This window comes from Polaribacter uvawellassae, from assembly GCF_039748955.1.
In the GTDB taxonomy this organism is placed as follows: domain Bacteria; phylum Bacteroidota; class Bacteroidia; order Flavobacteriales; family Flavobacteriaceae; genus Polaribacter; species Polaribacter uvawellassae.
In genome coordinates, this window is sequence record NZ_JBDIZN010000005.1 from 1 (window position 1) to 26,267 (window position 26,267).

The 26,267-nt window shown below is 32.4% G+C and carries 18 protein-coding genes; 8 read left to right on the forward strand and 10 right to left on the reverse strand.

Annotation, left to right across the window (positions count from 1 at the left end; all coding sequences use genetic code 11):
• Positions 1-271: 271 nt before the first annotated feature.
• From ABDX67_RS10910 to ABDX67_RS10920, 3 genes are all read right to left on the reverse strand, one after another.
• Positions 272-907 carry a YceI family protein gene (locus ABDX67_RS10910; RefSeq protein ID WP_347175064.1) on the reverse strand — a complete coding sequence of 212 codons (636 nt, stop codon included), beginning with the start codon at positions 905-907 and terminating at the stop codon, positions 272-274.
• Positions 900-1,517 carry a dioxygenase family protein gene (locus ABDX67_RS10915; protein WP_347175065.1) on the reverse strand — a complete coding sequence of 206 codons (618 nt, stop codon included), beginning with the start codon at positions 1,515-1,517 and terminating at the stop codon, positions 900-902. The genes ABDX67_RS10910 and ABDX67_RS10915 overlap by 8 nt, the downstream gene beginning before the upstream one ends.
• A 90-nt stretch (positions 1,518-1,607) precedes the next feature.
• Entirely contained in the window at positions 1,608-2,369 is a 762-nt protein-coding gene (locus tag ABDX67_RS10920; protein WP_347175066.1) for a LytTR family DNA-binding domain-containing protein, read from the reverse strand.
• A gap of 177 nt (positions 2,370-2,546) precedes the next feature.
• Between ABDX67_RS10920 and ABDX67_RS10925 the strand changes: the two genes are divergently transcribed.
• On the forward strand, positions 2,547-2,942 hold the full coding sequence (locus ABDX67_RS10925) for an MmcQ/YjbR family DNA-binding protein (protein WP_347175067.1): 396 nt from the start codon (positions 2,547-2,549) through the stop codon (positions 2,940-2,942).
• Positions 2,943-3,008: 66 nt separating this feature from the next.
• Here the strand turns inward: ABDX67_RS10925 and ABDX67_RS10930 are convergent, their stop codons facing one another.
• Both ABDX67_RS10930 and ABDX67_RS10935 read right to left on the reverse strand, forming a co-directional pair.
• The gene (locus tag ABDX67_RS10930; protein WP_347175068.1) at positions 3,009-3,848 is read right to left on the reverse strand and encodes an AraC family transcriptional regulator; all 840 of its coding nucleotides are present in this window, start codon (positions 3,846-3,848) and stop codon (positions 3,009-3,011) included.
• Positions 3,849-4,106: 258 nt separating this feature from the next.
• On the reverse strand, positions 4,107-5,075 hold the full coding sequence (locus tag ABDX67_RS10935; protein WP_347175069.1) for a dihydrodipicolinate synthase family protein: 969 nt from the start codon (positions 5,073-5,075) through the stop codon (positions 4,107-4,109).
• 312 nt (positions 5,076-5,387) lie between these two features.
• On the opposite strand from ABDX67_RS10935, the gene ABDX67_RS10940 reads away from it, so the two are divergent.
• From ABDX67_RS10940 to ABDX67_RS10970, 7 genes are all read left to right on the forward strand, one after another.
• Entirely contained in the window at positions 5,388-6,989 is a 1,602-nt protein-coding gene (locus ABDX67_RS10940) for an aldehyde dehydrogenase (NADP(+)) (RefSeq protein ID WP_347175070.1), read from the forward strand.
• A gap of 94 nt (positions 6,990-7,083) precedes the next feature.
• The gene (locus ABDX67_RS10945; protein ID WP_347175071.1) at positions 7,084-8,805 is read left to right on the forward strand and encodes a DUF885 domain-containing protein; all 1,722 of its coding nucleotides are present in this window, start codon (positions 7,084-7,086) and stop codon (positions 8,803-8,805) included.
• Positions 8,798-9,808 (forward strand): 4-hydroxyproline epimerase, encoded by a 1,011-nt coding sequence (locus tag ABDX67_RS10950; protein ID WP_347175072.1) that lies wholly within the window; start codon positions 8,798-8,800, stop codon positions 9,806-9,808. Before ABDX67_RS10945 ends, ABDX67_RS10950 begins: the two co-directional genes overlap by 8 nt.
• An 11-nt stretch (positions 9,809-9,819) precedes the next feature.
• Positions 9,820-12,087, forward strand: a complete 2,268-nt coding sequence (locus tag ABDX67_RS10955; protein WP_347175073.1) for a S9 family peptidase — start codon at positions 9,820-9,822, stop codon at positions 12,085-12,087.
• A 3-nt stretch (positions 12,088-12,090) separates the two neighbouring features.
• The gene (locus ABDX67_RS10960; RefSeq protein ID WP_347175074.1) at positions 12,091-13,338 is read left to right on the forward strand and encodes an NAD(P)/FAD-dependent oxidoreductase; all 1,248 of its coding nucleotides are present in this window, start codon (positions 12,091-12,093) and stop codon (positions 13,336-13,338) included.
• 1 nt (position 13,339) lies between these two features.
• The gene (locus ABDX67_RS10965) at positions 13,340-14,632 is read left to right on the forward strand and encodes an aminopeptidase P N-terminal domain-containing protein (RefSeq protein ID WP_347175075.1); all 1,293 of its coding nucleotides are present in this window, start codon (positions 13,340-13,342) and stop codon (positions 14,630-14,632) included.
• An 8-nt stretch (positions 14,633-14,640) separates the two neighbouring features.
• On the forward strand, positions 14,641-15,849 hold the full coding sequence (locus ABDX67_RS10970) for a M24 family metallopeptidase (RefSeq protein ID WP_347175076.1): 1,209 nt from the start codon (positions 14,641-14,643) through the stop codon (positions 15,847-15,849).
• Here the strand turns inward: ABDX67_RS10970 and ABDX67_RS10975 are convergent.
• Genes ABDX67_RS10975 through ABDX67_RS10995 form a run of 5 tightly spaced genes read right to left on the reverse strand, consistent with a single transcriptional unit; the run spans position 15,846 to position 26,263 of the window.
• Complete coding sequence (locus ABDX67_RS10975) at positions 15,846-16,319, reverse strand: GNAT family N-acetyltransferase (protein WP_347175077.1); 474 nt, start codon at positions 16,317-16,319, stop codon at positions 15,846-15,848. The two genes, ABDX67_RS10970 and ABDX67_RS10975, sit on opposite strands and share 4 nt — an antisense overlap.
• 3 nt (positions 16,320-16,322) lie before the next feature.
• A complete protein-coding gene (locus ABDX67_RS10980; RefSeq protein ID WP_347175078.1) occupies positions 16,323-16,760 on the reverse strand; it encodes a YybH family protein in 438 nt (145 codons plus the stop codon).
• Positions 16,761-16,764: 4 nt separating this feature from the next.
• On the reverse strand, positions 16,765-19,884 hold the full coding sequence (gene lacZ, locus ABDX67_RS10985) for a beta-galactosidase, LacZ type (protein WP_347175079.1): 3,120 nt from the start codon (positions 19,882-19,884) through the stop codon (positions 16,765-16,767).
• 36 nt (positions 19,885-19,920) lie between these two features.
• On the reverse strand, positions 19,921-23,187 hold the full coding sequence (locus ABDX67_RS10990; protein ID WP_347175080.1) for an amidohydrolase family protein: 3,267 nt from the start codon (positions 23,185-23,187) through the stop codon (positions 19,921-19,923).
• Positions 23,188-23,227: 40 nt separating this feature from the next.
• Entirely contained in the window at positions 23,228-26,263 is a 3,036-nt protein-coding gene (locus ABDX67_RS10995) for an aminotransferase class III-fold pyridoxal phosphate-dependent enzyme (protein WP_347175081.1), read from the reverse strand.
• Positions 26,264-26,267 lie beyond the last annotated feature (4 nt).

Consider the following 26,267-nt stretch of genomic DNA (forward strand, 5'->3'; position numbering starts at 1 on the left):
TGTGTGTTTTCCGGTTGTAAGTTCGGCTAAAATTTTCAGTTTAAAGGGTTCTGAATACCGTCTAATTACTTTGTCATTTCTATACATAATGTTTAAAATTATGTAGCCTTTATTCAGGACGGGTCAGGAGATTCGCTAACGGTCTTGTATATGAAAAGCAGCGGATTTCACATACTAATTTTTCAGTTTAACAACGACCTCTAATTTATTAATTTTCATTTGTTTAAGCGATTAAACCGCTATTTTTTATATACGTTGTTGGCGGTAGTTTTTATTTCATTTTCAGCTTAATTTTTAGTTCAATATCTCTATCTACTAATGTTTTATCTACAAAATTCCCTTCATAAGCAATATTCCATTGAAATCTGTTAAACGTAAATTTTGAAGTGAAATAATCGCCTTGGTATTTTGCTTCAAATTCAATGTTTTTTGTAATATCCTTTAAGGTCAAGTTTCCCGATATTAACAAACTGTCTGAAGTTATTTGTTTAACATTGATAATCTGAAATTCAGATGTTGGAAATTTATCGACATCAAAAAAGTCAGAACTTTTTAGATGATTATTTAAATTGTTTCTTGGAATGGGTTCGTGTTCCGGAATGTCTGTTACACTAATTGTAGTCATATCTACAACAAATTTTCCGCTTAATATCTGCTTATTATTTGCTATCAGATAACCGTTTTTTAATTCAATTTTGCCCTCGTGTTTTCCTGTTCCGCGCATTTTGGTTCCTTTCCAATGAATATTTGATTTGGTAAGGTCAATTCTAATCGTATCGCCTTTTGTTTGATTTTCAACTTCTGTGTTTTCCTCTGTTATTGTTGCTTTTTGAGCTTCTGAATTGTGTTTGCCAATACAGGAACTTAATGAAACCAAAAATGCGATTATTAAAAAATGCTTATTCATAGTTTGGAATATTTAAACCTAAAATGATATCTCGATTTGCAGTTAAAATACCATCTTCTTGGATTGGTTGTACGATTCCCGAACCACCTCGATTTTCCAAGTCATCTCTTTTATTTTGTGTTAGTGTTGGGTCGTCATTAAACACAAATTCGTCAATGTAATATTCGTTCTTGTTTGGTTCTTTTATTGTGATGTGTATGTGTTCGGGTTCTGCTCTGTTTGGATATGATGCTGGTCTAAAAGTGTAAAATGTGTACTTACCTGATTTATCCGTTTTAATCCAACCACGAATATATCCGTGTCGTTTAGCCCAACCTTTTTCGTTGCCTTTTGTAACATAAATTCCTTTTCTGTCGGTTTGATAAATGTATAAGATAACATTCTCTGCTGGCGTTTTACCGTCTTTTTCAAATACTGTTCCTGTCAGTTTTAACTTTGGCTCGGTATGTTTAAAATCGGGAAGTGTATCAATTGATATTAATCTTTGGTTTCCATATTCATAAATTGCCTCACAGCCTTCACACGATCCGCCAACAATCTTTTGGCTTTCTGTTTGAGCAAGACACGAGGATAGAACAGAAAAAAGGAATATTGAATAATAGAACTTCATAATATTAATTTCTTCCGAATCTAATAAAACTTAAATTTAATCAGGAAAGAAATTTGCTGACTTGAGTGAATATTATTCCAAGTTGTTACGCTATAAAAAATGTTTGAAGTTGTTTCTAAAACTTCGGCTTGCTCTAACTATTTCCTGATTGGTCAATTGAACATCATAATCGCCATTTTTCCGAGAGTTAAAAGAAACAACATCGTTTTTATTGATAATGGTACTCTTATGAATTTGAATAAACATATCGCTTGAATGTTCGACAAGAAATCTCTTTAAAGAAAAACTGTGAAGGTATTTTCTTTCTCTGGTAACAAGCGAAATGTATGGTTTTTCTGATTTTATATAAATGATATTATCAAGACTAACAACAATAGTCCGATTTTGAAAACGCACTAAAATAGTACCTTCATCATCTTTAACCACCGTGTTTTTATTTGATTGTTTTTTATGAAATGCACCGTAATTTAATACTCCATAAATCAACAAGCATACAATTCCGTTTTCTGAAATGCTATTTATAAAGACTGCATTAAAAGCAAAAGTATGGTTAAGGAACAATTCCGAAATTACATAAACAAATAGAGAAAAAATACTGATGTGAAGTAAACTGCTCAAAAACAAAGAAGGTATTGGATGTTTTACTATCGTCACTTTTTTGTTTATAAATGCCAATGGGATAAACAATATCCAAAACGTACCGAACAATAATGATTCTGATAGGTAAAACGAATAATTCTGGATTGAAGCGTGTAGAAAGTCCTTTCCAATTACAAACGAAACCAAGAGCAACACAAGAATTGCCAAATGAATGGTTTTGATATTATGATTTTCGATTGTTTTTATCTTCATTTCGGATGTCTTAAATTACCGCCAACGTTAACACGATTATGCAACGTTTTAATGTTTTATAATCGTAGTTAGCGAAGTTACCGAAAAAGGAGTTTAGAAACAAATTGAATTGTTTTTCAAAAACTATCTTATCTTTAATTATTTAAATCTTTTAATTTTTCAATAAAAAATAAAAAAATGCACATAGAACAACTTAGAGAATATTGTATTTCAAAAAAAGGTGTTACCGAACATTTTCCGTTTGATGATGTTACGTTGGTTTTTAAAGTGATGAATAAAATGTTTATGATGGTTCCGTTGGATCGTTGGGAAAAAGGAGAGCAAAATATTGTGATAAAGCTAGATCCAGAAATTGCAATTGAATTACGAGAAGCTAACGAAAGCATTTTGGGTGGATTTCAACAAGGAAGAAAACCAGAGGCAAAATATGTAAATGTAAAACATTGGAATACGGTTGTCGTAAACCAAGAAGTTTCTGATGCGCAAGTTTTTAATTTAATTAAAGACGCGTATCAAGTTGTGGTTAATAAACTAACCAAAAAACTAAAAGCAGAATTAGAGAGTCTTTCATAAAAAAAGGGATATCAATAACATCAACAAAAACTGAATACTGAGTGCTGAGACTGCAAACTAAAACCACTAATGTAAACTTCGATATTTAGAAGGTGTAATTCCTTTTTTGTCTTTAAACTTTCTATTAAAATTAGAAATATTTTTAAAGCCAGATTTTTCAGAAATTTCTGTAATTAATAAATCTTTATTCTTTAATAATCTACACGCGTTTTCAATTCTAACTTCAATTAAAAACTGAAAATATGTTTTGTTAGTTCGTTGTTTAAAATACCTACAAAAGGCATTTGGCGTCATATAAGAAATTCCGGCAATGGAGTGTAAACTAATTTCTTTCTGAAAATTGTTCATCGTATACTCCATAATATTACTCATGCGTTTTCCTTCGTTATCAGAATATTTTTTTGGATAAATAAACGTAGAAAGTGGTTGTATATCTGCTTTTAACAATTCGCTAATAATCGTTAAAAACAAAATAAACCGATGCAGATTGGATGCTTTTTTAAGTTGCTGAAACAACTCTAAAACAACTGTATTATTTGATGATAAAATTCCGCCAGAAGTACTCATCGCAAATATTTGTTGGATTTCTGTAAAATCTCCCAACTCAAAAAACTGTTCTCCAAAAGATGTTTTGGTAAAAAACAAGGATTGCATAAAAGTAGTTGTATAATTAGAAGTGTCGCTTTTAAATACGTGTGGTAAGTTGCTTCCGATAATTAAAATATCTCCAGATTTGTATTCGTTAATAGAATCTCCAACCACAATACTTCCTTCACCTTTTACAATTGCACACAACTGAATTTCTTCATGTTGATGTAATTTATCGTACAGAATAGTTCCTTTATCTTCTTGATAAATTAAAGAAACATCTTTAGATTTTGGTATCTGAAAAGGTAAAACTTTCATTAGTATACTCTTAAATTCAAACTCAAAAGTATTCAAATATTACTCAATAAATAATTTTTTTAATAAAAAAAAGATAAAATAATATCATTGTGTGATAATTTAAATATTATAAGAGAAATTTTTCCTTATAAATTTCTTCAATTTTTTGTTGCTAATCCAATCTAAGTCTATTCTCTCTTTACGATACAAAGTATTTAGGCATAAAAAAACTCCATAAAAATGGAGTTTTTTCTTTTTTGAATATTTAAAATAACCTGTCTATATCAAGTCTAGAGTTTCAAGTCTTTCTCTAGCTAGGATATATCTTGCTTGGACATCAGCAATTTGCTGTTGCGTTAATTTCTTACCAAAGGTGTTAAGTCCTCCATCAGCATCATTATGATGAATTCCAAAAGCATATTTAAGATATTCCATAAGTAGCGGCTGTGCATCTAAGTATGAAATGGAATTCATAGCTTGAGAAATTTGTTTTGCTTTAACCCATTCTCCATTTACAACATATTCTTGCATAGTAACACTAGCTTTAGGGAAGATACAACCTACACCTGTAATTCCTCCACATGCACCAGCAAGTCCAGCATATACAGTTACTGTGTCGACTCCTGCTAAAACTTTTAAATCTTTATTCTCTAACATGAGTGTTTCAATTATGGAAACATCTATCGTTGATATTTTAAGAGCAGTTACATTAGTAAGAACAGAAATTCTTCTAAGAAGATCCGTAGAAAGTTTATGATATCCAGCTGCATCAGGGTTGTTATAAGGCATAATAGTTACGCCTGCGTCTCTAGCTGTTGCTTCAGCAAGTGCAAAATACGCATACATTTCTTCATCAGAAGGAATTGCTGAAGTTTTTGGTGGCATAACCATAACAGTGTCCACTCCAACAGTAGCAAGGCCTTCAATGATTTTAGCAAGCTCTTCTTTAGTTTCTGCCGCAGCTCCACTGATTAACGGTACATCGTATTCTTTAGCAACCTCAGAAAGAGCTTTAAGTAAAGAAAGTCGTTGTTCTGAGCTCAGATAGCTATTCTCACCCAAAGTACCAGAACCTACAAGTCCACCCATTCTGCTTCCACCTTTTCCTTGAACTTTTAAAATATCTGCAGCATATTTTTTTGTTGCATCTAAGTCTATTTCAAGGTCGCCGGATTTTGATTCTTTCAGCCATGTAAACACGGCCGGCATAACGCTATACCTCCAATCTGAATTATTCGTTTTTTTCATATTTTCTTATTGTCTAAAATTATGTCAGTAAGTTTTTTGTAAAACTATGTAAAATAACCAAAAGAAGAACTAAAACATATACGATATTCACGTATAACGCAAGTAAAGTCATATAAATAGTTAAAATAATACCACAACAAGATAGTAAACAAACAAAAAAAACATTAAATCAATACTATTTTTGTAATCAAAAGATTTATTATTAGCTTATTAACATAATAAACTACATAAATTAATATCTTTATCAAGTTGATGCACTTTATGTATTTCAATTTGACATATTAAAAAAAAATTCATCAAAACAAATTAATTATGAATACATCCGCAACACAAGTTACAGGAAAAAATTATATTGGAAATCAACTTTCCGCAAAAGGAACAAAAACATATACAACGTTTAATCCGCAAACAAATACAGAAAATACAACTGTTTTTACAGAAGCAACCTCTGAAGAAATCAATGAGGCAGCAAAATTAGCTTCTGAAGCTTTTGAAACTTATTCTAAAAAATCAGGAAAAGAAAAAGCTGTTTTTTTAAGAGCGATTGCAGAAGAAATTGAAAATTTAGGAGAAAAATTAATTGAAACCTATACTTCAGAATCTGGTTTGCCAGCTGGAAGAGCAGCAGGAGAAAGAGGAAGAACTCTTGGGCAATTAAGAGCATTTGCAACTCATGTAGAAGAAGGTTCTTGGTCTGAAGCAACAATTGATACTGCTCTGCCAGAAAGACAACCATTGCCAAAAGTAGATTTACGTAAAATGAATGTTCCGTTAGGACCAATTGTGGTTTTTGGAGCTTCTAATTTTCCGTTGGCATTTTCAACTGCTGGTGGAGATTCAGCAGCAGCTTTTGCTGCAGGTTGCCCTGTGATTGTAAAATCGCATCCAATGCATGCAGGAACTGGAGAATTAGTTGCATCAGCAATCATAAAAGCAGCAGAAAAAACAGGAATGCCAAATGGCGTTTTTTCTAATTTAAATAGTAGTGGAATTGAAGTAGGACAAGAATTGGTTTCTCATCCAAAGGTAAAAGGAGTTGGATTTACAGGAAGTATTCGTGGAGGAAGAGCATTATTTGATTTAGCAGCTCAACGAGCAGAACCGATTCCGGTTTTTGCAGAAATGGGAAGTATAAATCCGGTTGTAATTTTACCAGAACCATTAAAAGAAAAAGCTGTTGATTGGGCAAAAACGTATGCAGGTTCTATTACTTTAGGATCTGGACAATTTTGTACAAATCCAGGTTTATTATTAGCAATTAAAGGTGATGGCTTGAATGAGTTTGCACAAACTTTAGCTGAAGAAATAGTAAAAATTGAACCATCTTGTATGTTGCATCCAAATATTGTTGGTGCTTACAATAGTAATAAATCAAAAGTAATTTCTCAAGAAGGAATTGAAGTTTTAGCAGATTTTGAAGGAGATTCAAAAGCAAATTATGGGCGTCAGATTGTTTCTAAAGTTGATGGAGCTACATTTTTAAACAATCCAACATTACATCAAGAAGTTTTTGGTCCATTTTCTTTATTAGTAGTTTGTGATGACGAAGCGCAATTAGAGCAAATTTTACAGCATTTAGAAGGTCAATTAACAGGAACCATTATTGGAACTGAAAAAGAACTTTCTTCAAATTCTGGAATTGTTTCTGCATTGCAAAACCGAGTTGGTAGAATTATTTTTAACGGCGTTCCAACTGGAGTTGAAGTTTGTCCGTCAATGCAACATGGTGGACCTTATCCAGCATCAACAGATTCAAGATTTACAGCTGTTGGTGTAGATGCAATAAAGCGTTGGGTTAGACCATTTAGTTTTCAATCTTGGCCAAATAACTTGCTGCCAGATGAATTGAAAAATGAAAATCCGCTTGGAATTTTAAGAAATATTAATGGAATAAAAACTACAGATAAAATTTAAGAATATGGAAACTTCCGTAACGAGTAGTCGATACCCAAGAGAATGACTATATGGAAGTTATATGTGACCGATAAAAAACAAATAATATAGACATATGAAAACAATCAAACTTTTTGGACTTTTACTTTTAATAAGTTTTTCGGCTTGTACAAAGACAACTTCGAGTGATCAATTAAAATCAATTATTATAGAATATGAAAAGTCCAGAAAGTATGATTTTAACAGGTCAGAATCTGTAGAAAATACTATAAAATATTATCAATCAGAGTCTGATTTTGCAGCAAATTTAAAAGAAAAACTGTCTGCTATTTCTGTAGATGGTTTGTCTGAAACTGATAAAATTTCTAGAGATTTATTACTGTTTGTTTTGCAAGATAAAATAGATACACATACCTTTAAAATGTATCTAAATCCGATTACAAATGAGTCTGCTTTTCACTTAAATTTAAGTAGAATGGCAAACAGAAACTTTAAAAACAAAACACAAATAATTGGATATTTAAATCAATTAAAAGAATTGCCAAAAAGAGTTGATTACAATTTAAACTTGTTAAGAGCTGGAGTTAAAGAGGGAATTTCTCAACCAAAAGCGGTTTTTTATAAGTACGATAATACCTACAACAAACATATTTTAGATGATGTTACAAAGAGTGAGTTTTATGCGCCATTTCACAAATTACCAGCATCACTTTCTAGTGAATTAAAAGATTCTATTATTGGAGTTGCAAAAATAAGTGTTCAAAAAAATGCGATAGATCAATACAAGAAAATTAAAACCTTTTTTGAAGAAGAATATTTTCCGAGTACAAGAAAAGGTTTGGGAGTAAGTACAGTTCCGAACGGAAAAGAATTTTATCAAAACAGAATTAATTATTACACAACCAGTACAAAATATACAGCGGAAGACATTCATCAAATCGGATTGAAAGAAGTTGCTAGAATTAAATCTGAAATGCAACAAATAGTTAAAGATTTAGGCTTTAAAGGTTCGTTTGCAGAATTTTTAAAATTTTTAAGAACTGACGAACAATTCTATGCAAAAACTCCGAAAGAATTATTAATGTTTGCTAGAGATATTTCAAAAAGAATTGATGCAGAATTACCAAAATACTTTATCACATTACCAAGAAAACCTTATGGCGTAGTTCCTGTTCCTGCTGCAATTGCACCCAATTATACAGGCGGAAGATATTCTGGTTCTAGAAGTGAAACTTCGGCAGGTTTTTATTGGGTAAACACCTACAATTTACCAAGCAGAACATTGTATACAATTCCTGCTTTAACAGCACACGAAGCAGTTCCTGGACATCATTTACAAATGTCTTTAAACAATGAATTGCCTGAGACAATTCCGAGATTTAGAAGAAATTTATACTTATCAGCTTTTGGTGAAGGTTGGGGATTGTACTCAGAATATTTAGTGCAAGAAATGGGAATTTATACAACTCCGTACGAAAAATTCGGTCAGTTAACCTATGAAATGTGGCGAGCTTGTAGATTGGTTGTTGATACAGGCGTTCATGCGAAAGGTTGGACTCGTCAGCAAATGATTGATTATATGGCGTCAAACACAGCTTTATCTATGCATGAAGTTACTACAGAAACAGATCGTTATATTTCTTGGCCAGGACAAGCATTGTCTTATAAAATGGGAGAAATTAAAATCCGTGAAATGCGTAAAAAAGCAGAAGCTGATTTAGGTGATAAATTTAATATTAGAGAATTTCATGAAGTAATTTTAGGAGAAGGAACAGTTACTTTATCAATCTTAGAAAAAAGAGTACTTAATTATATTGATAGTAAAAGAAATGAGTAGAAAAACATTTTTTTGTGTGGATGCACATACATGTGGAAATCCAGTAAGAGTTGTTGCTGGTGGCGGACCAAATTTGGTTGGAAATACCATGAGCGAAAAGCGTCAGCATTTTTTAAAAGAATACGATTGGATTCGTAAAGGGTTGATGTTTGAACCACGCGGACACGATATGATGAGTGGAAGTATTTTATTTCCGCCTCACAATCCAGAAAACGATTTTGCTATTTTGTTTATAGAAACTTCTGGCTGTTTGCCAATGTGCGGACACGGAACTATTGGAACCATTACCATCGCCATTGAAGAAGGTTTAATTACACCAAAAGTTCCTGGGAAAATTAAAATGGAAGCGCCAGCTGGTTTGGTGAATATTGAATATGGGCAAACTGGAAAAAAAGTAGATTGGGTTAAATTAACCAATGTAAAAAGTTATTTAGCAGCAGAAAATTTAACCATTGATTGCCCGGAGTTAGGTGAAATAACGTTTGATGTTGCTTATGGCGGAAATTATTACGCAATTGTAGATCCGCAGAAAAACTTCTCTGGTGTACACGATTTTACAGCTTCGAAAATTATTCAATATTCTCAAGTTGTTCGAGATAGAATTAACGAAAAATATCCGAATCAATTTATCCATCCAGAAAATGATACGATTAGAGATGTAACACATATGTTGTGGACAGGAAATCCGATTGACCCAACATCCTCTGGAAGAAACGCTGTTTTTTATGGCGATAAAGCCATTGATAGAAGTCCGTGCGGAACAGGAACATCAGCCAGAATTGCACAATTACACGCAAAAGGAAAATTAAAAAAAGGCGAACAATTTATCCACGAAAGTTTTATTGGAAGTAAATTTATTGGTTCTGTAGAAGAAGAAACTACATTAGACGGAAAAGCAGCAATTATTCCAAGTATTAAAGGTTGGGCAAAAGTGTATGGATATAACAATATTATTATTGATGATGAAGATGATCCGTATGCTCATGGATTTCAAGTTATCTAAAATTAAAAAACATGAAATATTTTAAATCAGTAGTTGTAGTTTTTGGAGTTTTATTGATGGCGTCGTGCTCAAATTCTAGAAACGAAATTTCAGAGAAAAATTATCAAAGTGCAGTTTCGTTTATGGGCGAAAACTATTATAATAAAACAGCATTTAACTTAAACACTAGAGTGAACTGGTTTAATGATGCATCTGGATTTTGGTTTGTAGATTATAGCAAAAATGGAAAAGCTTATAAAACAGTTTCGTTAAAAAATGCTACAGAAGTTAATCTAATGTTTGATCAACAAAAATTAGTTGATGCACTAAATAAAATCACCAACGAAGAACTAAAAGCAAACGAAATTTCTTTAACTAATATTCAGCCAACAGAGAATGGTTTTTCGTTTACAACCAACAATAAAAACTATGTTTTAAATACTGATTCATACAAACTTGTTGAAGAGGAAAATAAAGAAAGAAAAAGAAGAAACGAATTTGAAAGCACATCGCCAGATGGAAAATGGATTGCGTTTACCAAAGAATATAATTTATATATCAAATCAACAACAACTAAAAGAACATTTCAATTAAGTTTTGATGGGAAAAAAGGATACGAATATGCATCTTGGTATGGTTGGTATGATATAATGTATGGCGAAAATGGAGAAAGACCAAAACGCTTTAATGTAAATTGGTCTGCAGATTCTAATTGGATTTCTGCCAATATTGTAGATACAAGAACTGCAGAGAAAATGTATTTATTAGATTGGAGTAAAGATGGTGTGTACAAGCCAGAGTTGTTGTCGTATTATCGTGGTTCTCCAGGCGATACAACTATGGTAAAATTAACACCAACTTTCTTTAATGTTGCTACAAAAAGACAAGTAAAAACAAACTTACCAACGCAAACACATATTAATTCTGTAAATAGCCAATGGACAAATAAATCTGGAGTTTTATTAGCTCATATTCCGTACAGAGGTTTTCAAAAAAATGAATTGGTTCAAGTAGATTTAAACACTAAAAAATCAAAAGTTGTTTTAACAGAAACTTCTAAAACAAACATCGATAATTTTGAATATCGACATTTAGAAAAGAGTCAAAAAATACTGTTTTTATCAGAAAGAACAGGATGGAGACAATTGCATTTGTATGATTTTAAAACCAACACAACAAAATTACTTACTAGCGATAATTATTACGTAAACAGCATCGAATATATTGATGAAGAAACGGAAACAATTTATTATTTAGCTTCAGGAAAAGAAATAGAAAACAATCCGTATCATCAACAAGTTTATAAAGTAAATTTCAGCGGTGAAGAAACATTATTAACTCCAGAAAACAAACATCATCAAGTTTCTTTTTCAAGAAATGGAGCTTATTTTACAGATAATATTTCAACCATAAATTCTCCTACAGAAACTGTTTTAAGAGAAGCAGCTACAGGAAAAATTTTAGCAACATTAACAAAAGCAGATATTTCTGAAGCAAAAAGTAGAGGCTATACAACACCAGAAACATTTTCTATGATTGCAAAAGATGGAAAAACAACCATTTATGGCGCTTTTTGGAAGCCAACAAATTTTGATGCTTCTAAGAAATATCCAATTGTAGATGCAACTTATACTGGTCCGCATACACAACGTTTTCCGAAGTCTTTTGACAATGTTTTTAGCAATCAATCTTTAGCAGAACTTGGTTTTATTGTTGTTAGAGTAGATGGTTTAGGAACTTCTGGTAGATCTAAAGAATTTCATAATCATTCTTATAAAAACATGGGAAATAATTTAGAAGATCATGTGTTGGCGATTAAACATTTAGCCAAAACATACTCTTGGATTGATGTTGATAAAGTAGGAATTTACGGTCATTCTGCTGGTGGATATGATACCGGAAGAGCTTTGTTAGCTTTTCCAGATTTTTATAAAGTTGGAGTAGCAAGTTCTGCAGATCACGATTTTAGAATGGAAAAAGCGTGGTGGCCAGAAATGTATCAAGGTTGGCCAATTGATAAAACATATCAAGAGGTTTCTAATGTTACAAATGCATCAAAATTAAAAGGAAAATTATTGCTAACGCATGGCGGATTAGACGAAAATGTAAATCCGTCTGCAACCTTTAAATTAGCTGAAGAATTAATCAAAGCAGATAAAGATTTTGATTTGTTAATTTTACCAAGTCAAAACCATGGATATCAAGGCGATTATCAAAAATATTTTTTAAAGAAAAGATGGAACTATTTTGTAGAACATCTTGGGAATAACAAACCTATTTGGAACTTTAAGTGGAACTAATTAATGAGTAAAAAAGTAATAATTATTGGTGGCGGAATCGTAGGATTAAGTTCTGCTTATTACCTTCAAAAAGAAGGACACCAAGTTACGGTAATCGATAAATCAGATTTTACAACTGGCGCATCTTATGTTAACGCTGGCTATATTACACCAAGTCATATTATTTCTTTGGCGCATCCTGGAATCATAAATCAAGGAATAAAATGGATGTTAAATCCTGCAAGTCCGTTTTATGTAAAACCTAGATTAGATTCAGAATTTTTAAAATGGACTTTGGCATTTAAGAAATCTGCGAATGCCAAAAAAGTAGAAAAATCTGTTCGAGTAATTAGAGATATCAATTTATTGACAAGAGATTTGTACGAAGATTTAAAGGCTTCTAACGAGTTTGATTTCCATTACGAACGCAAAGGTTTGTTAATGGCTTATAAAACTGATAAAGCTGGTGAAGGCGAATGGAAAGTTGGTGAAAGATTGATTCAAGAAGGATTATCAGCAGAAAAATTAACAAAGGAAGAAGTGCAAAAGTTGGAGCCAAATGCAAACTTAGATGTTAAAGGAGCCATTTATTATGATTGTGATGCACACATGACTCCATCTGATTTTATGCCACAAATGATTTTGCATTTAAAAGGATTAGGAGTTGAGATTTTAGCAAAAGAAGAAGTAAAAGATATAGAAATATCTAACAAAAAAATATCAAAAGTAATTACTGATAAAAGAGAAATTTCTGCTGATGAAGTTGTGCTAGCCGCAGGAAGTTGGAGCTCATTAGTGTCAAAAAAGATAGGATTGAATTTGTTAATTCAGGCTGGAAAAGGATATCGAATGAATGTAGCTAGAGAAACAGGAATTACAATGCCAACTATTTTAATGGAAACAAAAGTTGCTGTAACTCCAATGTCTGGTTTTACAAGATTTGCAGGAACAATGGAAATTAACGGAATTAACCATGATATTAATCCAGTTCGAGTAAACGCAATTGCTGATGCTGTAAAAAAATATTACAAAGGATTAGAAATAACTGAGGAAGAAAAAAATGATGTACAATGTGGATTACGACCTTGTTCTCCAGACGGTTTGCCTTTTATTGGTAAATCTGCTAAATGTATAAACTTAACCGTTGCTGCTGGTCATGCAATGATGGGCTGGAGCTTAGGTCCAGCAACAGGAAAGTTAGTTTCAGAAATTATTTCAAATAAAACAACAAGCTTAGATTTAAGTCCATTTCATCCAGATAGAAAATTTTAATATGAGATACGAGTCAATTCCGAATTCATTGTTTATTAAAAATAGAAGCAATTTTATTGCTAAAATGAAACCAAATACCATTGCTATTCTTACTTCTAACGATGTAAAACACAACAATGCTGATGATGTAATGGGATTTACTCAAAACAACGATTTATTTTATTTGTCTGGAATTGATCAAGAAGAAACCATTTTAGTTTTGTATCCTGATGCTTTTAAAAAAGAAAACCAAGCAATTTTATTTGTAAAAGAAACCAATGAGCAAATTAAAATTTGGGACGGAGAAAAACTAACAAAAGAGCAAGCAACCAATGTTTCAGGAATACAAAGAGTAGAATGGAATCAAGATTTTGAAATGGTTTTGCAATACATGGTTTTTGAAGCTGATGGTCTTTATTTAGGACACAATGAGCATTTAAAGCGAGTCACTAAAGATCAAGAAACTCAGCAAGACAGAATGATAAAATGGTGTAAAGAAAAATATCCTTTGCACGATTATTATAGAGCAGCAAAAATCACAAGAGAATTACGTCCAATTAAATCAGAAATTGAAATAGCATTAATTCAGAAAGCAGCAGACATAAGTGTTGACAGTTTTAAACGAGTTCTTAAAGCGTGTAAATCAAACATCAAAGAATATGAATTGGAAGCTGAATTAACCTATAATTTAGTAAAATCTGGCGCCACCAGACATGCTTTTAAACCAATTGTTGCTTCAGGAAAAAATGCTTGTGCATTGCATTATAATACAAACGATGCAATTTGTAAAGATGGAGAAATGATTTTGTTAGATTTCGGAGTCTGTTATGCAAATTACAATAGCGACACAACGCGATGTTTTCCTGTCAACGGAACATTTTCTGAAAGACAAAAAGAAGTGTATAACTCTGTTTTACATTGTTTAAAAGAAGGAAGTAAATTATTAAAACCAGGTATTTTACCTGCCGATTACGAAACTAAAATGGCTGTTTTAGTAGAAAAAGAACTGATACAATTAGGTTTGTTAAACGCAGATAAAGTTGCCAATCAAAATCCAGAAAAACCATTGTATAAAAAATATTTTATGCACGGAACAGCGCATCATATTGGTTTAGATGTACATGATGTTGGTTTGTATTCTCGTGCTTTAGAAGCTGGAATGGTATTGACATGCGAACCTGGAATATACATCCCAGAAGAAGGAATTGGTTGTCGTTTAGAAAATGATTACTTAATTACAGAAACCGGAAACATCAATTTAACAGCTGCAATGCCAATTGAAATAGAAGAAATTGAAGCATTAATGAATAATTAATTGTCAGAATGAAAGGAATCGGAGGATCAACCATAGAAGCAGAATTAAATGCAATTCAACCAACTGCACATTTAGTAAAGCCTATTCAGAAAGAAGATTTTCAACAACGAATAGATAAAGCTTGTTGCTTAATGCAAGCTCAAAATGTTTCAGCAATGTACTTGCATGCAGGAACCAACTTGTTTTATTTTACAGGAATGAAATGGAATCCGAGTGAAAGAATGGTTGGAGCTATTTTGTTTTCAAACGGGAAACTAATTTTTATAGCACCAGAATTTGAAAAAGGAACTATTTTCGATTTTATGATGATTGAAGGAGAAGTTGTTTGTTGGGAAGAACATGAATCTCCGTATGAGTTATTTGTATCAATTTTAAAACAACATGGAGTAGAAGATGGCGCAATTTTTATGGATGAAGCAACGCCTTTTTTTATTTTTGACGGCATTATAAACTGTCAAGAAGTATATCAATTAATAAATGCAAAACCAATTACTGCGGGTTGTAGAATGATTAAGTCTAAAGCAGAAATTGCAATTATGCAACATGCAATGAACATTACCTTAGAAGTTCATAAAGCAGCAGCAAGAATTTTACGTGTTGGAATTTCAGCAAAAGAAGTGACCGATTTTATTCATAATGCACATATTAAATATGGAATTCCGTCTGGATCGTATTTTTGTATTGTGTTATTTGGAGTAGATTCCTCGTTTCCACATGGAGTAAAATCACCCAAAAATTTAGAAGAAAACGAAGTTGTATTAATAGATACGGGTTGTATGTTGCACGATTATATTTCTGATATTACAAGAACTTTTGTGTTTGGGAAAGCAAATGAAGAACAAACTCGAATTTGGAATATCGAAAAAGAAACGCAACAAGCAGCTTTTGACGCAGCACAATTAGGAAATACTTGTGCAGATGTAGACAACGCTTCTAGAAAGGTATTAGAATCTCACGGTTTAGGTCCAGATTATAAATTACCTGGATTGCCACATAGAACCGGACACGGAATCGGTTTAGGAATTCATGAATGGCCATATATTGTTAGAAATGATTTTACTGTTTTAGAACCTGGAATGACATTTAGTAATGAACCCATGATTTGTGTTCCAAATAAATTCGGAATTCGATTGGAAGATCATATTTATATGACAGAAAATGGACCTAAATGGTTTACAAAACCAATGCATTCTATTAACAATCCGTTTGGTATTTAATCACTTAAATCATCAATATTCATTCGCATTTGAATCATATGTTTAGCAAAACCAGCTTTTTCATAAGCTCTAATTGCAGATGGATTAGAACAGTAAACATCTAATCTAATTTCATGTGCGTTTTTTGTTTTACTCCAAGCTAATAATGCATCAACAATTAATTTGTTATATCCATTTCCTCGATGCTTTTCTGGAACAAACATAAAACCTAAATATGCGTGTGTACTGTGTTTTAAATAAACGCTGTCTGGTTTTATTTTTGCATAACCAGATGCTACCAATTCGCTATTAATTTCTACAACATACAAAACTGCATCATTACTGGTAATGAAGCTTTCTAAATCATAATACACAACTTTTCCATCTTTAATAGTAACATCCATAGGTCTTTCGGCATTTACCAAATCATCCATAAATGTATCTAAAACAGGCAAGTCATTTTTAGTAGCAAGTCGTACAATTGGTTTCATAATTTAAGGAGTTAAATCAGCAACAACTTTCCATTCGCCGTCAAACTTTTTAAAAATAATTAGAAAAACCCCATTGGCATTCCCAACTTTTCTAGTTAAATGATATTCACCCATTACATAGTATGATTCATTTTGAATTTGAGTAATATCATTCACTTTAAATTTTAACGTACCAGTATGCTCTGCTGTAGGATATTTCTTTTTGTAATTTGATAATGTTTTGTTCCAGCCATAAGCTATTTCACCACTACTTCCATAAAATTTTAAGGAATCAGACTTCCAGTAACCTTGCATGTAGCCTTCAATATTATTTTTAGACCAGGCTTTTTCTTGAGCTCTTAAAACGGCAATAATATCTGCCTTGTCTTTTATTTCGTCATTTGGTTTATCACAAGAATAGATAAGTGATAAAGCACATAACAACATGAAGATTTTTCTCATTGTTTTAATTTTTGGATGGTGTAATTGTAAATGAATAACGGTAGGTTTTGTTAGCTGGAATTGTATATTCTTTGTGAACCAATCGTCCCCAAGAAGTATCTCCGCCAACGCCCATTTGTTTAAAATCGATGTTCCATTGAATGCTATTTCCAATTTTAATATCTGCTCCGTGTTTGGTAGTAACAGGAACTAATCCTGATGCTGATGTTGCGCCATCACCAGCATTAAAATCGATTTCTTTCATAACAAAAGGCCAAACACTTGTGTTTAATAATTGTTGACTTGTAGCTTTTAAACTGATGTCTTTAGATGCTACTTGCACCCAACGAACATCCGTTTTGTTACCTGTTTCTTGCGGACGAGAATACACGTGGAATTGTTCCTTAGTTTTTCCAGAAAAAATTCCGAGTTTTTGTCCAGTTTTTCGATCCCAATAACTTTCTTCAGGGCCTTTTCCGTACCAAGAAACATCAGTAAATGTATTCGGAATTGTTAAGTACATTCCCAATCTCGGAATGTTTGGTAGGTTTTTTTGTTTTGGACTGAAAATTGAATATACTGAAATGCTTCCATTAGAATCTAAAAAGTAAGATACTTCTAAATCTATTTCATTTTTTGGTGTTGAATAAAGTACTTTAAATGAAACACTGTTTTCGGATTTTTTTGGTTTTTCTATCAGTTTTGCTGTATACTTATAACTAGCATCTTGCCATATTTTTGCCCATTTATCCATTCCGTTTCCTAAATCATTGTCGGTTGGTGGACGCCAAAAATTTGGTCGAATTGGTTGATTTGTAATTTCTTTTCCGTTAAAAACCCACGAAGTAATTTCGCCTGTTTTTGAAGAAATATTTAATTGTGATTTATTGTTTTTAATAAGAAAAACATCATTATTTAAATTGATAGTAAATTTTTCTCCTTTATTTTTTTCATAAAGAGGATTTGAACCAAACTTTAAAGCAAACTGGTCCCAAGCAACCTCATAGCCTTTCGGGATTAATTCAGTTGCTTCTTTTTGATGCAAACTAACTTCTAAAAAATACTCGTTTTCTGGTACAAACATTTCAGGAATATCTTTAAAACGAAGTTTTATAGAAGATTGTGGTTTTACATTTAGAGAAATATTCGTTTTTTCAAAAACTACTTTTCCGTTTTTTAAAATTTTAAAACGCATTTCTTTATCAGAAAAATCTGCAAAAAAATTCTTGTTGGTAATTTGAATGGTTTGATTTCCTAAATAGTTAAACTGAACGGGTTCATACACTTTTTTTACTTCCGATAAATGTGGATGTGGATTTCTGTACGGATCAACCAAACCATTGTTTAGAAAGTTTCCATCTGTTGGTAAATCTGGATGATAATCGTGTCCGTAAGCCAAATAAGGTTTGCCGTTTTTGTCAATGTACTCTAAACTTTGATCAACCCAATCCCAAATAAATCCGCCTTGTAAATTGTCGTATTTTTCAATAATATCCCAATAATCTTGTAGGTTTCCAACTGAATTTCCCATTGCGTGCGCATACTCAATCATAATCGATGGTTTGTCAGAATTAGACTTTCCGTGTTTGATTAAATACTCAGGTTTTGGATACATCGGACAATACAAATCGGTATAATCTTCTTTTCCTGCCGGTTCATATTGTACAATTCTATTATCATCTTGCTCTTTTAACCATTTGTATGTTGCTCTAAAAACATCACCTTCTCCAGCTTCATTTCCTAACGACCAAGAATAAATTGAAGCATGATTTCGATCTCGATAATACATGCGTTTTGTACGCATCATGTGAGCTGGCAACCAACTCATTTCGTTTCCGATTTGTGTTTTTTGATCAATTGCTAACGGATGACTTTCAATATTGGCTTCGTCAACCACATATAAACCATATTTGTCGCATAAATCTAACCAATAAGGATCGTTCGGATAGTGAGAAGATCGCACCGCGTTGATGTTGTTTTGTTTCATCAATTGGATGTCTTTTTCCATTGAAGCTTTCGAAACAACGTGACCAGTAAATGGATCGGTTTCATGTCGGTTTACACCTTTTATATAAATGGGTTTTCCGTTGATTAAAACTTGAGAATTTTTAATTTCTACACGTTTAAATCCGATTTTCCTTTTGATAAATTGATTGTCTATAGAAATATGTAAATCGTATAAATTTGGAATTTCAGCAGACCACGATTTTACATTTTTTAAGATTGATTTAGTTTTAAAACTAGCATTTCCGTTTCCGTGAATTTCAATAGTTTTTATTTCTTTAAAAACTGATTTTTCCCCGTCAAATATTTCTAATTGAATGTTTTTCTTTACACCATCCATTGTATTATTTGATACTCTTACATCTCCATTAAAGATTCCATTATTATAAGAATCATCCAACGTAGTTTTTGCATGAAAATCAGCAATAAATACTTTTGGTCTTGTGTATAAATAAACGTCTCGTTCAATTCCGCTCATGCGCAACATATCTTGACTTTCAAGATAACTAGCATCAGACCAGCGAAATAGTTGTAAGGCGATTAGGTTTTTTCCTTCTTTTAAATGTTTTGTAACGTTGAATTCAGCCGGAGTTTTACTTCCTTGAGAATACCCAACATATTTACCATTGATATACACATACATGGCAGATTTTGCACCTGCAAAATGGAGGATTATATCCTCAGATAGAAATTCTTCATCAAGTAGTATTTCTTTTCTGTACGTTCCAACAGGGTTGTAATCTGTTGGTGCATTGGGCCATTTTGTGGTAAACGGATATCGTTCGTCTAAGTAAATTGGATAACCGTAACCTTCAACTTCCCAATTAGACGGAACAGGAATTGTTTCCCAATCAGAATCATCAAAATCTACATTCTGAAAACTGGTTGGACGCTTTTTTGGATCTTTTACCCAATTAAATTTCCAATCGCCATTTAATGAATAATAGCGATTAGAATTTTCTTTTAAATCTATTTCAGGATTTTCAAATGCAAAAAAACTGGCTCTTGGCGCTAATTTATGTTCTTCAAATACCTGATGATTGTAATGATTTTTTTGTTCAGAAACTGCTGTTAATTTTTTTTGTTGACAGTTCGAAAAAGTATAAACAATTGCAATTAAAATCAGAATTCTGTACTTCATCAACGTTGTTTTAAAATAGATTTGTTTATAATTTAATTAATGACAACTACACGTCGGAATTGTAAAACTGTTGGTGTCTAAATTTAATGGAACACCTTGATTGTAATTTCCGCTTTCCCAATAAAATGGACTTCTTTTTTTGTTGTAATTTCCAATTTCATCCATCGTGCTAGTATCAAACAATCGACCATTAATCATTGTGTAAATAACAGAGTTAGTGTTTTGAATATCTTCTAACGGATTTTTATCCAACACAATTAAATCCGCTAATTTTCCTTTTTGTAAAGAGCCCAATTCGTCTCCAACTCCAATGTATTCTGCGCCGTTTATTGTTGCAGCTTTTAACGTTTCTAAATTAGATAATCCACCTTGATTTAACATCCAAAGCTCCCAATGCGCACCCAAACCTTGTAATTGTCCGTGAGCACCTAAATTTACTTTTACGCCTAATTTCGATAAATCAGTAACCGTTCTAGATGTTAACATATGTCCGTTGTAATATTCTTCATCTGGTACCATCGTTCTATGACGAGAACGCGTATCAACAACATGTCTAGGCGTGTATTTTAATAGTTTTTTATTTTCCCAAACATTGGTTTTTTGATACCAATAATATTCTCCGCTCATTCCAGCATAATTCACAATTAAGGTTGGCGTATAACCCGTATTGCTGTTTTTCCAAAGCGATAAAACATCTTTGTAAACTGGTGCAACCGGGATATTATGTTCAATTCCTGTATGACCATCGAAAATCATACTCATATTTGCAAAGAAATTTGAACCTCCTTCAGGAACAACATTTACACCCAGTTCTTTGGCAGCTTGCATAATTTGCTGACGTTGTTCTCTTCTAGGTTGATTGTAACTTTTTACGGATCTTGCTCCAAACGCTTTTGTTCTTGCAATTGCAAAACGTGCATCCTCTAAACTATTTACAACAGCTTTAAAATCTCCTTCTGCTCCGTATAAAATAAATCCTGTAGAAAACATTCTTGGTCCAACTGTTGCTCCACTTTTTTGTAATTCTTCTAATGTAAAAGCTGCAGCTGTATTTACTGACGGATCATGAGAAGTTGTAACTCCAAATGCTAAATTTGCATAAAACTGCCAATGTTTCTGTGTACTTAATCCGTTTCTAAAAGCACCAACATGCGCATGTACATCAACAATTCCTGGCATAATTGTTTTGCCTTTCATGTCATATACTTTTGCATCAGCAGGAACTCGAACTGAACTTGAATTCCCTATTTTCTCAATTTTATTTTGATAAATAACGATCGTTCCGTTTTCAATTACTTTGTCGTTATCCATCGTAATTAAACGTGCATTTGTAAAAGCGATTCTTCCATTTGGAACATCCGATTTTGCTGATAATCCAATTTTAATTCCGGTGTTTTCTCCAGCAAGTAAGTTGCTTTTTGCAAACGGGTTTTCTGTATTGTTTACAATTGATTTTGTGAAATATGCATCGCCCAATGTCCAGTGAACTTGTTCGTTATTTGTAGACCAATGTAAATTGATTCCTGCATTTTCTGACAAACTTTCTACATGAAATGATTTTGTATTCGCATCTAAATTGATTTCACTTCCGTTTATAATCATCGGCGCAACATACAATTTATGCAAATGAATAAATGAAATCCATTTATTGTCTTTACTCGGCACTAAACGATTTGCAAGTTTAGATACAAAATGGCTTCTTTGATTTTTACCATCTAAATCAACACTTTGTAATCGCTTTGTTAATCCGCCCATAAAAGAACCTCCAGATTGAAAAAACACTCTTTTATTGTCCGCAGAAAACTGAGGAAATTCTCCATTATCAGCTATTTTTTTAGCATTTTTTCCATCTGCATTTGCAATATAAATCCCTGTTTTTTTAGAGTAATCAAAACCTTGATCTCCGTTTCCTCCTTCTTTTCTATAAACTATTTTAGTTCCAGTATTGTCAAAAGACGGAGTTCTATAAATTCCTTTTATCGTTGTTAGTTTTTGCAATCCAGAACCATTTTTGTTGATCGAATAAACTGCTCCTAAATTTTCATCATTCCAAGTTACAAATACAATTGATTTTCCATCAGGAGAAAAATTAGGTTCCGCTTCAAAATCAGTTAAGTTTGTAATTCTTTGTGGCGTTCCGTTTGGCAATTCTTTTTTGTAAACATGACCTAAGGATGTAAATACAATTGATTTTCCATCAGGAGATGTTTTTACATCTTTGATCATTTTTGAAGTAAAACTTTCTTCAAAAACTTTTCTTTTTACTTGATGCGTTTTTGTGATTTTAATCTTTTCATTTACTTGAAACGGAATATTTGTAAGTTGTTTTGTTTCAATATTAATCTTATTGATTTTACCGCCTGTCCAAAAAACAATATCAGCATCATTATTTGTAAATGTAAAATGCGGATACACACCAAAAACAGCCCAAGCTTCTTGTTGATCTTTATTTAAATCATGATAAATTGGCCATTCTTTCCCGGTTTCTAATTCGTGAATATATAAAACAGATTTAGTTCTAACGCGTTTTACAAAAGCCAATAATTTTCCGTTTTTAGAAATTACAGGTCTAGCTGCTCCACCAGGTCCACCAGTAATTTGTTTGGTCTTACCTGTTTTAAAATTGTATTGTTTGATTACATAAATCTGATTATTTGGATCTTTATTGTATTGGAAAAAACCTCCAGGATACATGTCTTCTGCATAATATAAATACTTTCCGTCTGAAGAAATTGACGGATCATTTACATCTTGTTGATCATTTTTTCTTTTGGTTAACTTTAATCCAGCTGAACCAGAAAGCGGATATTGCCACATTTCTCCAGCTCCAACTGATCGAGTAGAAGTGTAGTGTTTACGAGCAACCAACGATTTTCCGTCTGGAGTCCAAACAGCATTATTTAACAATCTAAATTTTTCTTTGGTAATGGATTTTGCATTTTTTCCATCCGCAGTCATTACCCAAATATTATCTCCGCCTTCTGCATCACTTGTAAAAGAAATGTATTTTCCGTTTGGACTAAAATTCGGTTGTACTTCATAGGCCAATCCAGATCGTAAAATAGTTGCTTTTCCTCCGGTAATTGGCATTGTATAGATGTCTCCTAATAAATCAAAAACAATAGTTTTTCCATCCGGACTTACATCTAAATTCATCCAAGTTCCTTCATTGGTGTTTAAGTTGAACGAAGTGTACTTCCAATCTTTATGAGGAATATTTACATTCCATTTTGCATCTTTTTTTTGAGAAAATGAATTCAACGAAAATGAAATAATTGTAATTAAAGTTAAAATTTTACGCATAATTGTGGTGTTTAATTGAATAAGATTATAAATGTAAGATTTATATTTTAGTTTGTTGTGTCATAAAATCTTCTGCAAAGATTTTACGTAGGTAAAAAAGCAATTCTTCTGCATTTTCTTTGGTAAAAATAATTGGTGGCTTTATTTTTAATACGTTGTGATCTGGCCCATCGGTACTCATTAAAATTCCAAACTCTTTCATTCTATTTGCCAAATAATCGGTTTGTGCCGCTAACGGATTTAGCTTTGCATCCACCAATTCAATTCCTAAAAACAATCCTTGTCCGCGTACTTCACCAATAATTGGAAACTCTTGAGCCAGTTTTTTTAACTCAGTTTTTAAAAACTCACCAACTTCTAACGCATTTTCTTGTAATTTATCTCGCTTTACAGTTTTTAAAACTTCGGTAGCAATTGCACATGAAACAGGATTTCCTCCAAACGTATTAAAATATTCCATTCCGTTTGCAAAAGCATCCGCAACTTCTTGTGTGCAAGCAACTGCAGCAACTGGATGACCATTCCCTAACGGTTTTCCGATGGTAACAATATCCGGAATTACATTGTGTAATTGAAATCCCCAAAAAGTTTTTCCCATTCTACCACAACCCGTTTGCACTTCATCAGAAATACAAATTCCACCTGCTTTTCTAACTTTTTCATATGCTTTTGCTAAAAAACCTTTTGGTAATTCAATTTGACCGCCACAGCTAATGATGGGTTCAATGATAAATCCACCAACATTTCTTTCTTTTTGCTGAATTTTTACAATACATTTTTCAACTTCTTCTGCATATTTATCTGCTGCATTTTCTCCTCGGTATTTCCCTCGAAAAGAATCTGGTAACGGAAAAATTTGTGTGTATTCTGGAGCGCCATTTCCGCCTTTTCCATCAAATTTATAGGATGAAATGTCAATGCACATATTCGAATTCCCATGATAACCAACTTCACTAGCTATGATGTCTTTTTCTCCAGTAACTGCTTTTACCATTCTGATTGCCAGTTCATTTGCCTCGCTTCCAGAATTTACAAAATGCAATACATTCAATCCTTTTGGCAACGTTTCAATCAATTCTTTTGCTAATTCGTTGATGTTTTCGTGTAAATACCTCGAATTGGTATTGACCAACGCCATTTGTTCTTGCCCGGCTTTTACAACATTGTAATTTTCGTGTCCAACATGCGCCACATTATTTACCGTGTCTAAATAGTTGTTTCCGAATTGATCCATCAAATATTGACCAGCACCACGAACCATTTTAATTGGCGTTTTGTATTGCAGACTCAAACTTTTTCCTAAATGTTGTTTTCTATAGTTGATGATTTCTTCATTTGAAATAGCCGTGTTTTTTTGTAAACCTTCTGATTTGAATAACAAATTTGGGTCTGGACAAACACTTTTCCAAACATCAATTTGATTCAAATACGCAACACCTGGAAAGTCAGTTTTATAATCAAATAAAGAAAGCATCACTTGAAAATGTAAATGTGGCACCCAATTTCCGTTTTCAGGATAATTTCCTAATTCAGCAATCTTTTCTCCTTTTAAAATAATGTCCCCAATTTTATGTTTTGTTGCGCTTTCAACTGTATTATGTCCGTATAAAGTATAGAAATCAAAATTTTCTGTTTTGTGTTTTAAAACTACTAATCCACCATATTCTTTATCTCCAGCATCATCTATAGCAATAACAACTTCACCATCAAAAAGTGCATGTATTGGAGTGTTTTCTGGCAACCAATAATCAATTCCTAAATGAATACTTCTACTTTCTTTTCCGTAATTTCCTGTTTTATCATAGGCTGTAGAAGTGTATAATGCTCTGGGTTCTAGGTATCCGCCAGCAATAATTTTAGTCGGAACTTCTTTTTGTAATTGCTCAATTTTAAACTGTAGTAAATCTAAATTATTAAAGTCTTGTTGATGACCAATCCATTTACTTGAAACACTCATATCAACATGATGAGCTTCATTTTTGTTTACAGTTGGAAATAAACCAGAAAGTGAAAATGTGTTTTTAGAAGCCCATTTTTGAAATTGTTCTTCATTTGGGTGCGAGGTAAATCCGCAAGTAACTCTAAATGAATATTCTGCAAAATGGGGATGAATTGCTTTCCACTTTTTTAAGATTTCCCAAGCAGGTTTTTCGCTAATTAATAAATACTCATTGTTGGGTTCTTCAATTTTATTGATGGCCGATTTTGTCACAGAAATTACCAAACGCATCGCTATCGCATTGTACAAATGTTTGATTTCTTTTTCTTGTAAAGGAAAAACTGAATGATATCCTTTAACAATTGACAACGCAGCATCTAAAGGGTCTCGATAATTAATAGTGGTGTAACACGCAATGGCAACATCGTTAATAATTTGCGTGTAAACTGCGTCTCCATAATCAATAACCGTTTTAACCGTTGGGTTGATTAGGTCGTCTGAAACAATAATATTGTTATCGTTTGCATCGTTGTGTACAACCGATTTTCGTAACGTATCGTAATCTGATTTCTGAGATTCAAATTGCTCTTGAAAATAGGTGACAATTTCTTTTTCTTCGGATGAAAAAAGATAAAGATGTTCTTTTGTCCAAAGTGATTGTGCAACGTCCCATACAAATTCTCTTGCTGCTTTTTCATGTTTAAATTCTTGCAAAGCAGTAGTTAATTTACCACATTGTTCGCCAAGACTAAAACGTAAATCGTTTAACTGCGGATTTACTGATGACCAAATTCTACCAGAAACCCACGTTAATAAACGTACATTTCTTGTGTAGCCAAAAGAGTCTGTAATTTTAGAAATGGCGTTTCCATTTGTGTCTAAAATTACATTCGGAGCAATAATATTCTTTCCGTTTTTGTTTACAAATTGCAATAGCTTTTGTTGAAAATCTAGGTAATTTTCGTCTTCGTCTGGACGAGATATTTTTAAAACATATGCTTCAGAACTGCTGACTTTAATTTTGAAATTAAAATCGATTTCTCCAGGTAATTCTGAAACAACACCTTTAATTTGATAGAGTTCAAAAAGTATTTTTTCTGCTTGCTCTTTGGTTATTATTTTATCTGAATAATTCATTAAT

Coding starts and splice junctions, on each gene's coding strand:
- ABDX67_RS10910 (WP_347175064.1), bottom strand. CDS start 907: ATGAATAAGCATTTTTTAATAATCGCATTTTTGGTTTCATTAAGTTCC.
- ABDX67_RS10955 (WP_347175073.1), top strand. CDS start 9,820: ATGAAATATTTTAAATCAGTAGTTGTAGTTTTTGGAGTTTTATTGATG.
- ABDX67_RS10925 (WP_347175067.1), top strand. CDS start 2,547: ATGCACATAGAACAACTTAGAGAATATTGTATTTCAAAAAAAGGTGTT.
- ABDX67_RS10945 (WP_347175071.1), top strand. CDS start 7,084: ATGAAAACAATCAAACTTTTTGGACTTTTACTTTTAATAAGTTTTTCG.
- ABDX67_RS10920 (WP_347175066.1), bottom strand. CDS start 2,369: ATGAAGATAAAAACAATCGAAAATCATAATATCAAAACCATTCATTTG.
- lacZ (WP_347175079.1), bottom strand. CDS start 19,884: ATGAAGTACAGAATTCTGATTTTAATTGCAATTGTTTATACTTTTTCG.
- ABDX67_RS10915 (WP_347175065.1), bottom strand. CDS start 1,517: ATGAAGTTCTATTATTCAATATTCCTTTTTTCTGTTCTATCCTCGTGT.
- ABDX67_RS10965 (WP_347175075.1), top strand. CDS start 13,340: ATGAGATACGAGTCAATTCCGAATTCATTGTTTATTAAAAATAGAAGC.
- ABDX67_RS10970 (WP_347175076.1), top strand. CDS start 14,641: ATGAAAGGAATCGGAGGATCAACCATAGAAGCAGAATTAAATGCAATT.
- ABDX67_RS10990 (WP_347175080.1), bottom strand. CDS start 23,187: ATGCGTAAAATTTTAACTTTAATTACAATTATTTCATTTTCGTTGAAT.
- ABDX67_RS10940 (WP_347175070.1), top strand. CDS start 5,388: ATGAATACATCCGCAACACAAGTTACAGGAAAAAATTATATTGGAAAT.
- ABDX67_RS10995 (WP_347175081.1), bottom strand. CDS start 26,263: ATGAATTATTCAGATAAAATAATAACCAAAGAGCAAGCAGAAAAAATA.
- ABDX67_RS10975 (WP_347175077.1), bottom strand. CDS start 16,319: ATGAAACCAATTGTACGACTTGCTACTAAAAATGACTTGCCTGTTTTA.
- ABDX67_RS10960 (WP_347175074.1), top strand. CDS start 12,091: ATGAGTAAAAAAGTAATAATTATTGGTGGCGGAATCGTAGGATTAAGT.
- ABDX67_RS10950 (WP_347175072.1), top strand. CDS start 8,798: ATGAGTAGAAAAACATTTTTTTGTGTGGATGCACATACATGTGGAAAT.
- ABDX67_RS10980 (WP_347175078.1), bottom strand. CDS start 16,760: ATGAGAAAAATCTTCATGTTGTTATGTGCTTTATCACTTATCTATTCT.
- ABDX67_RS10935 (WP_347175069.1), bottom strand. CDS start 5,075: ATGAAAAAAACGAATAATTCAGATTGGAGGTATAGCGTTATGCCGGCC.
- ABDX67_RS10930 (WP_347175068.1), bottom strand. CDS start 3,848: ATGAAAGTTTTACCTTTTCAGATACCAAAATCTAAAGATGTTTCTTTA.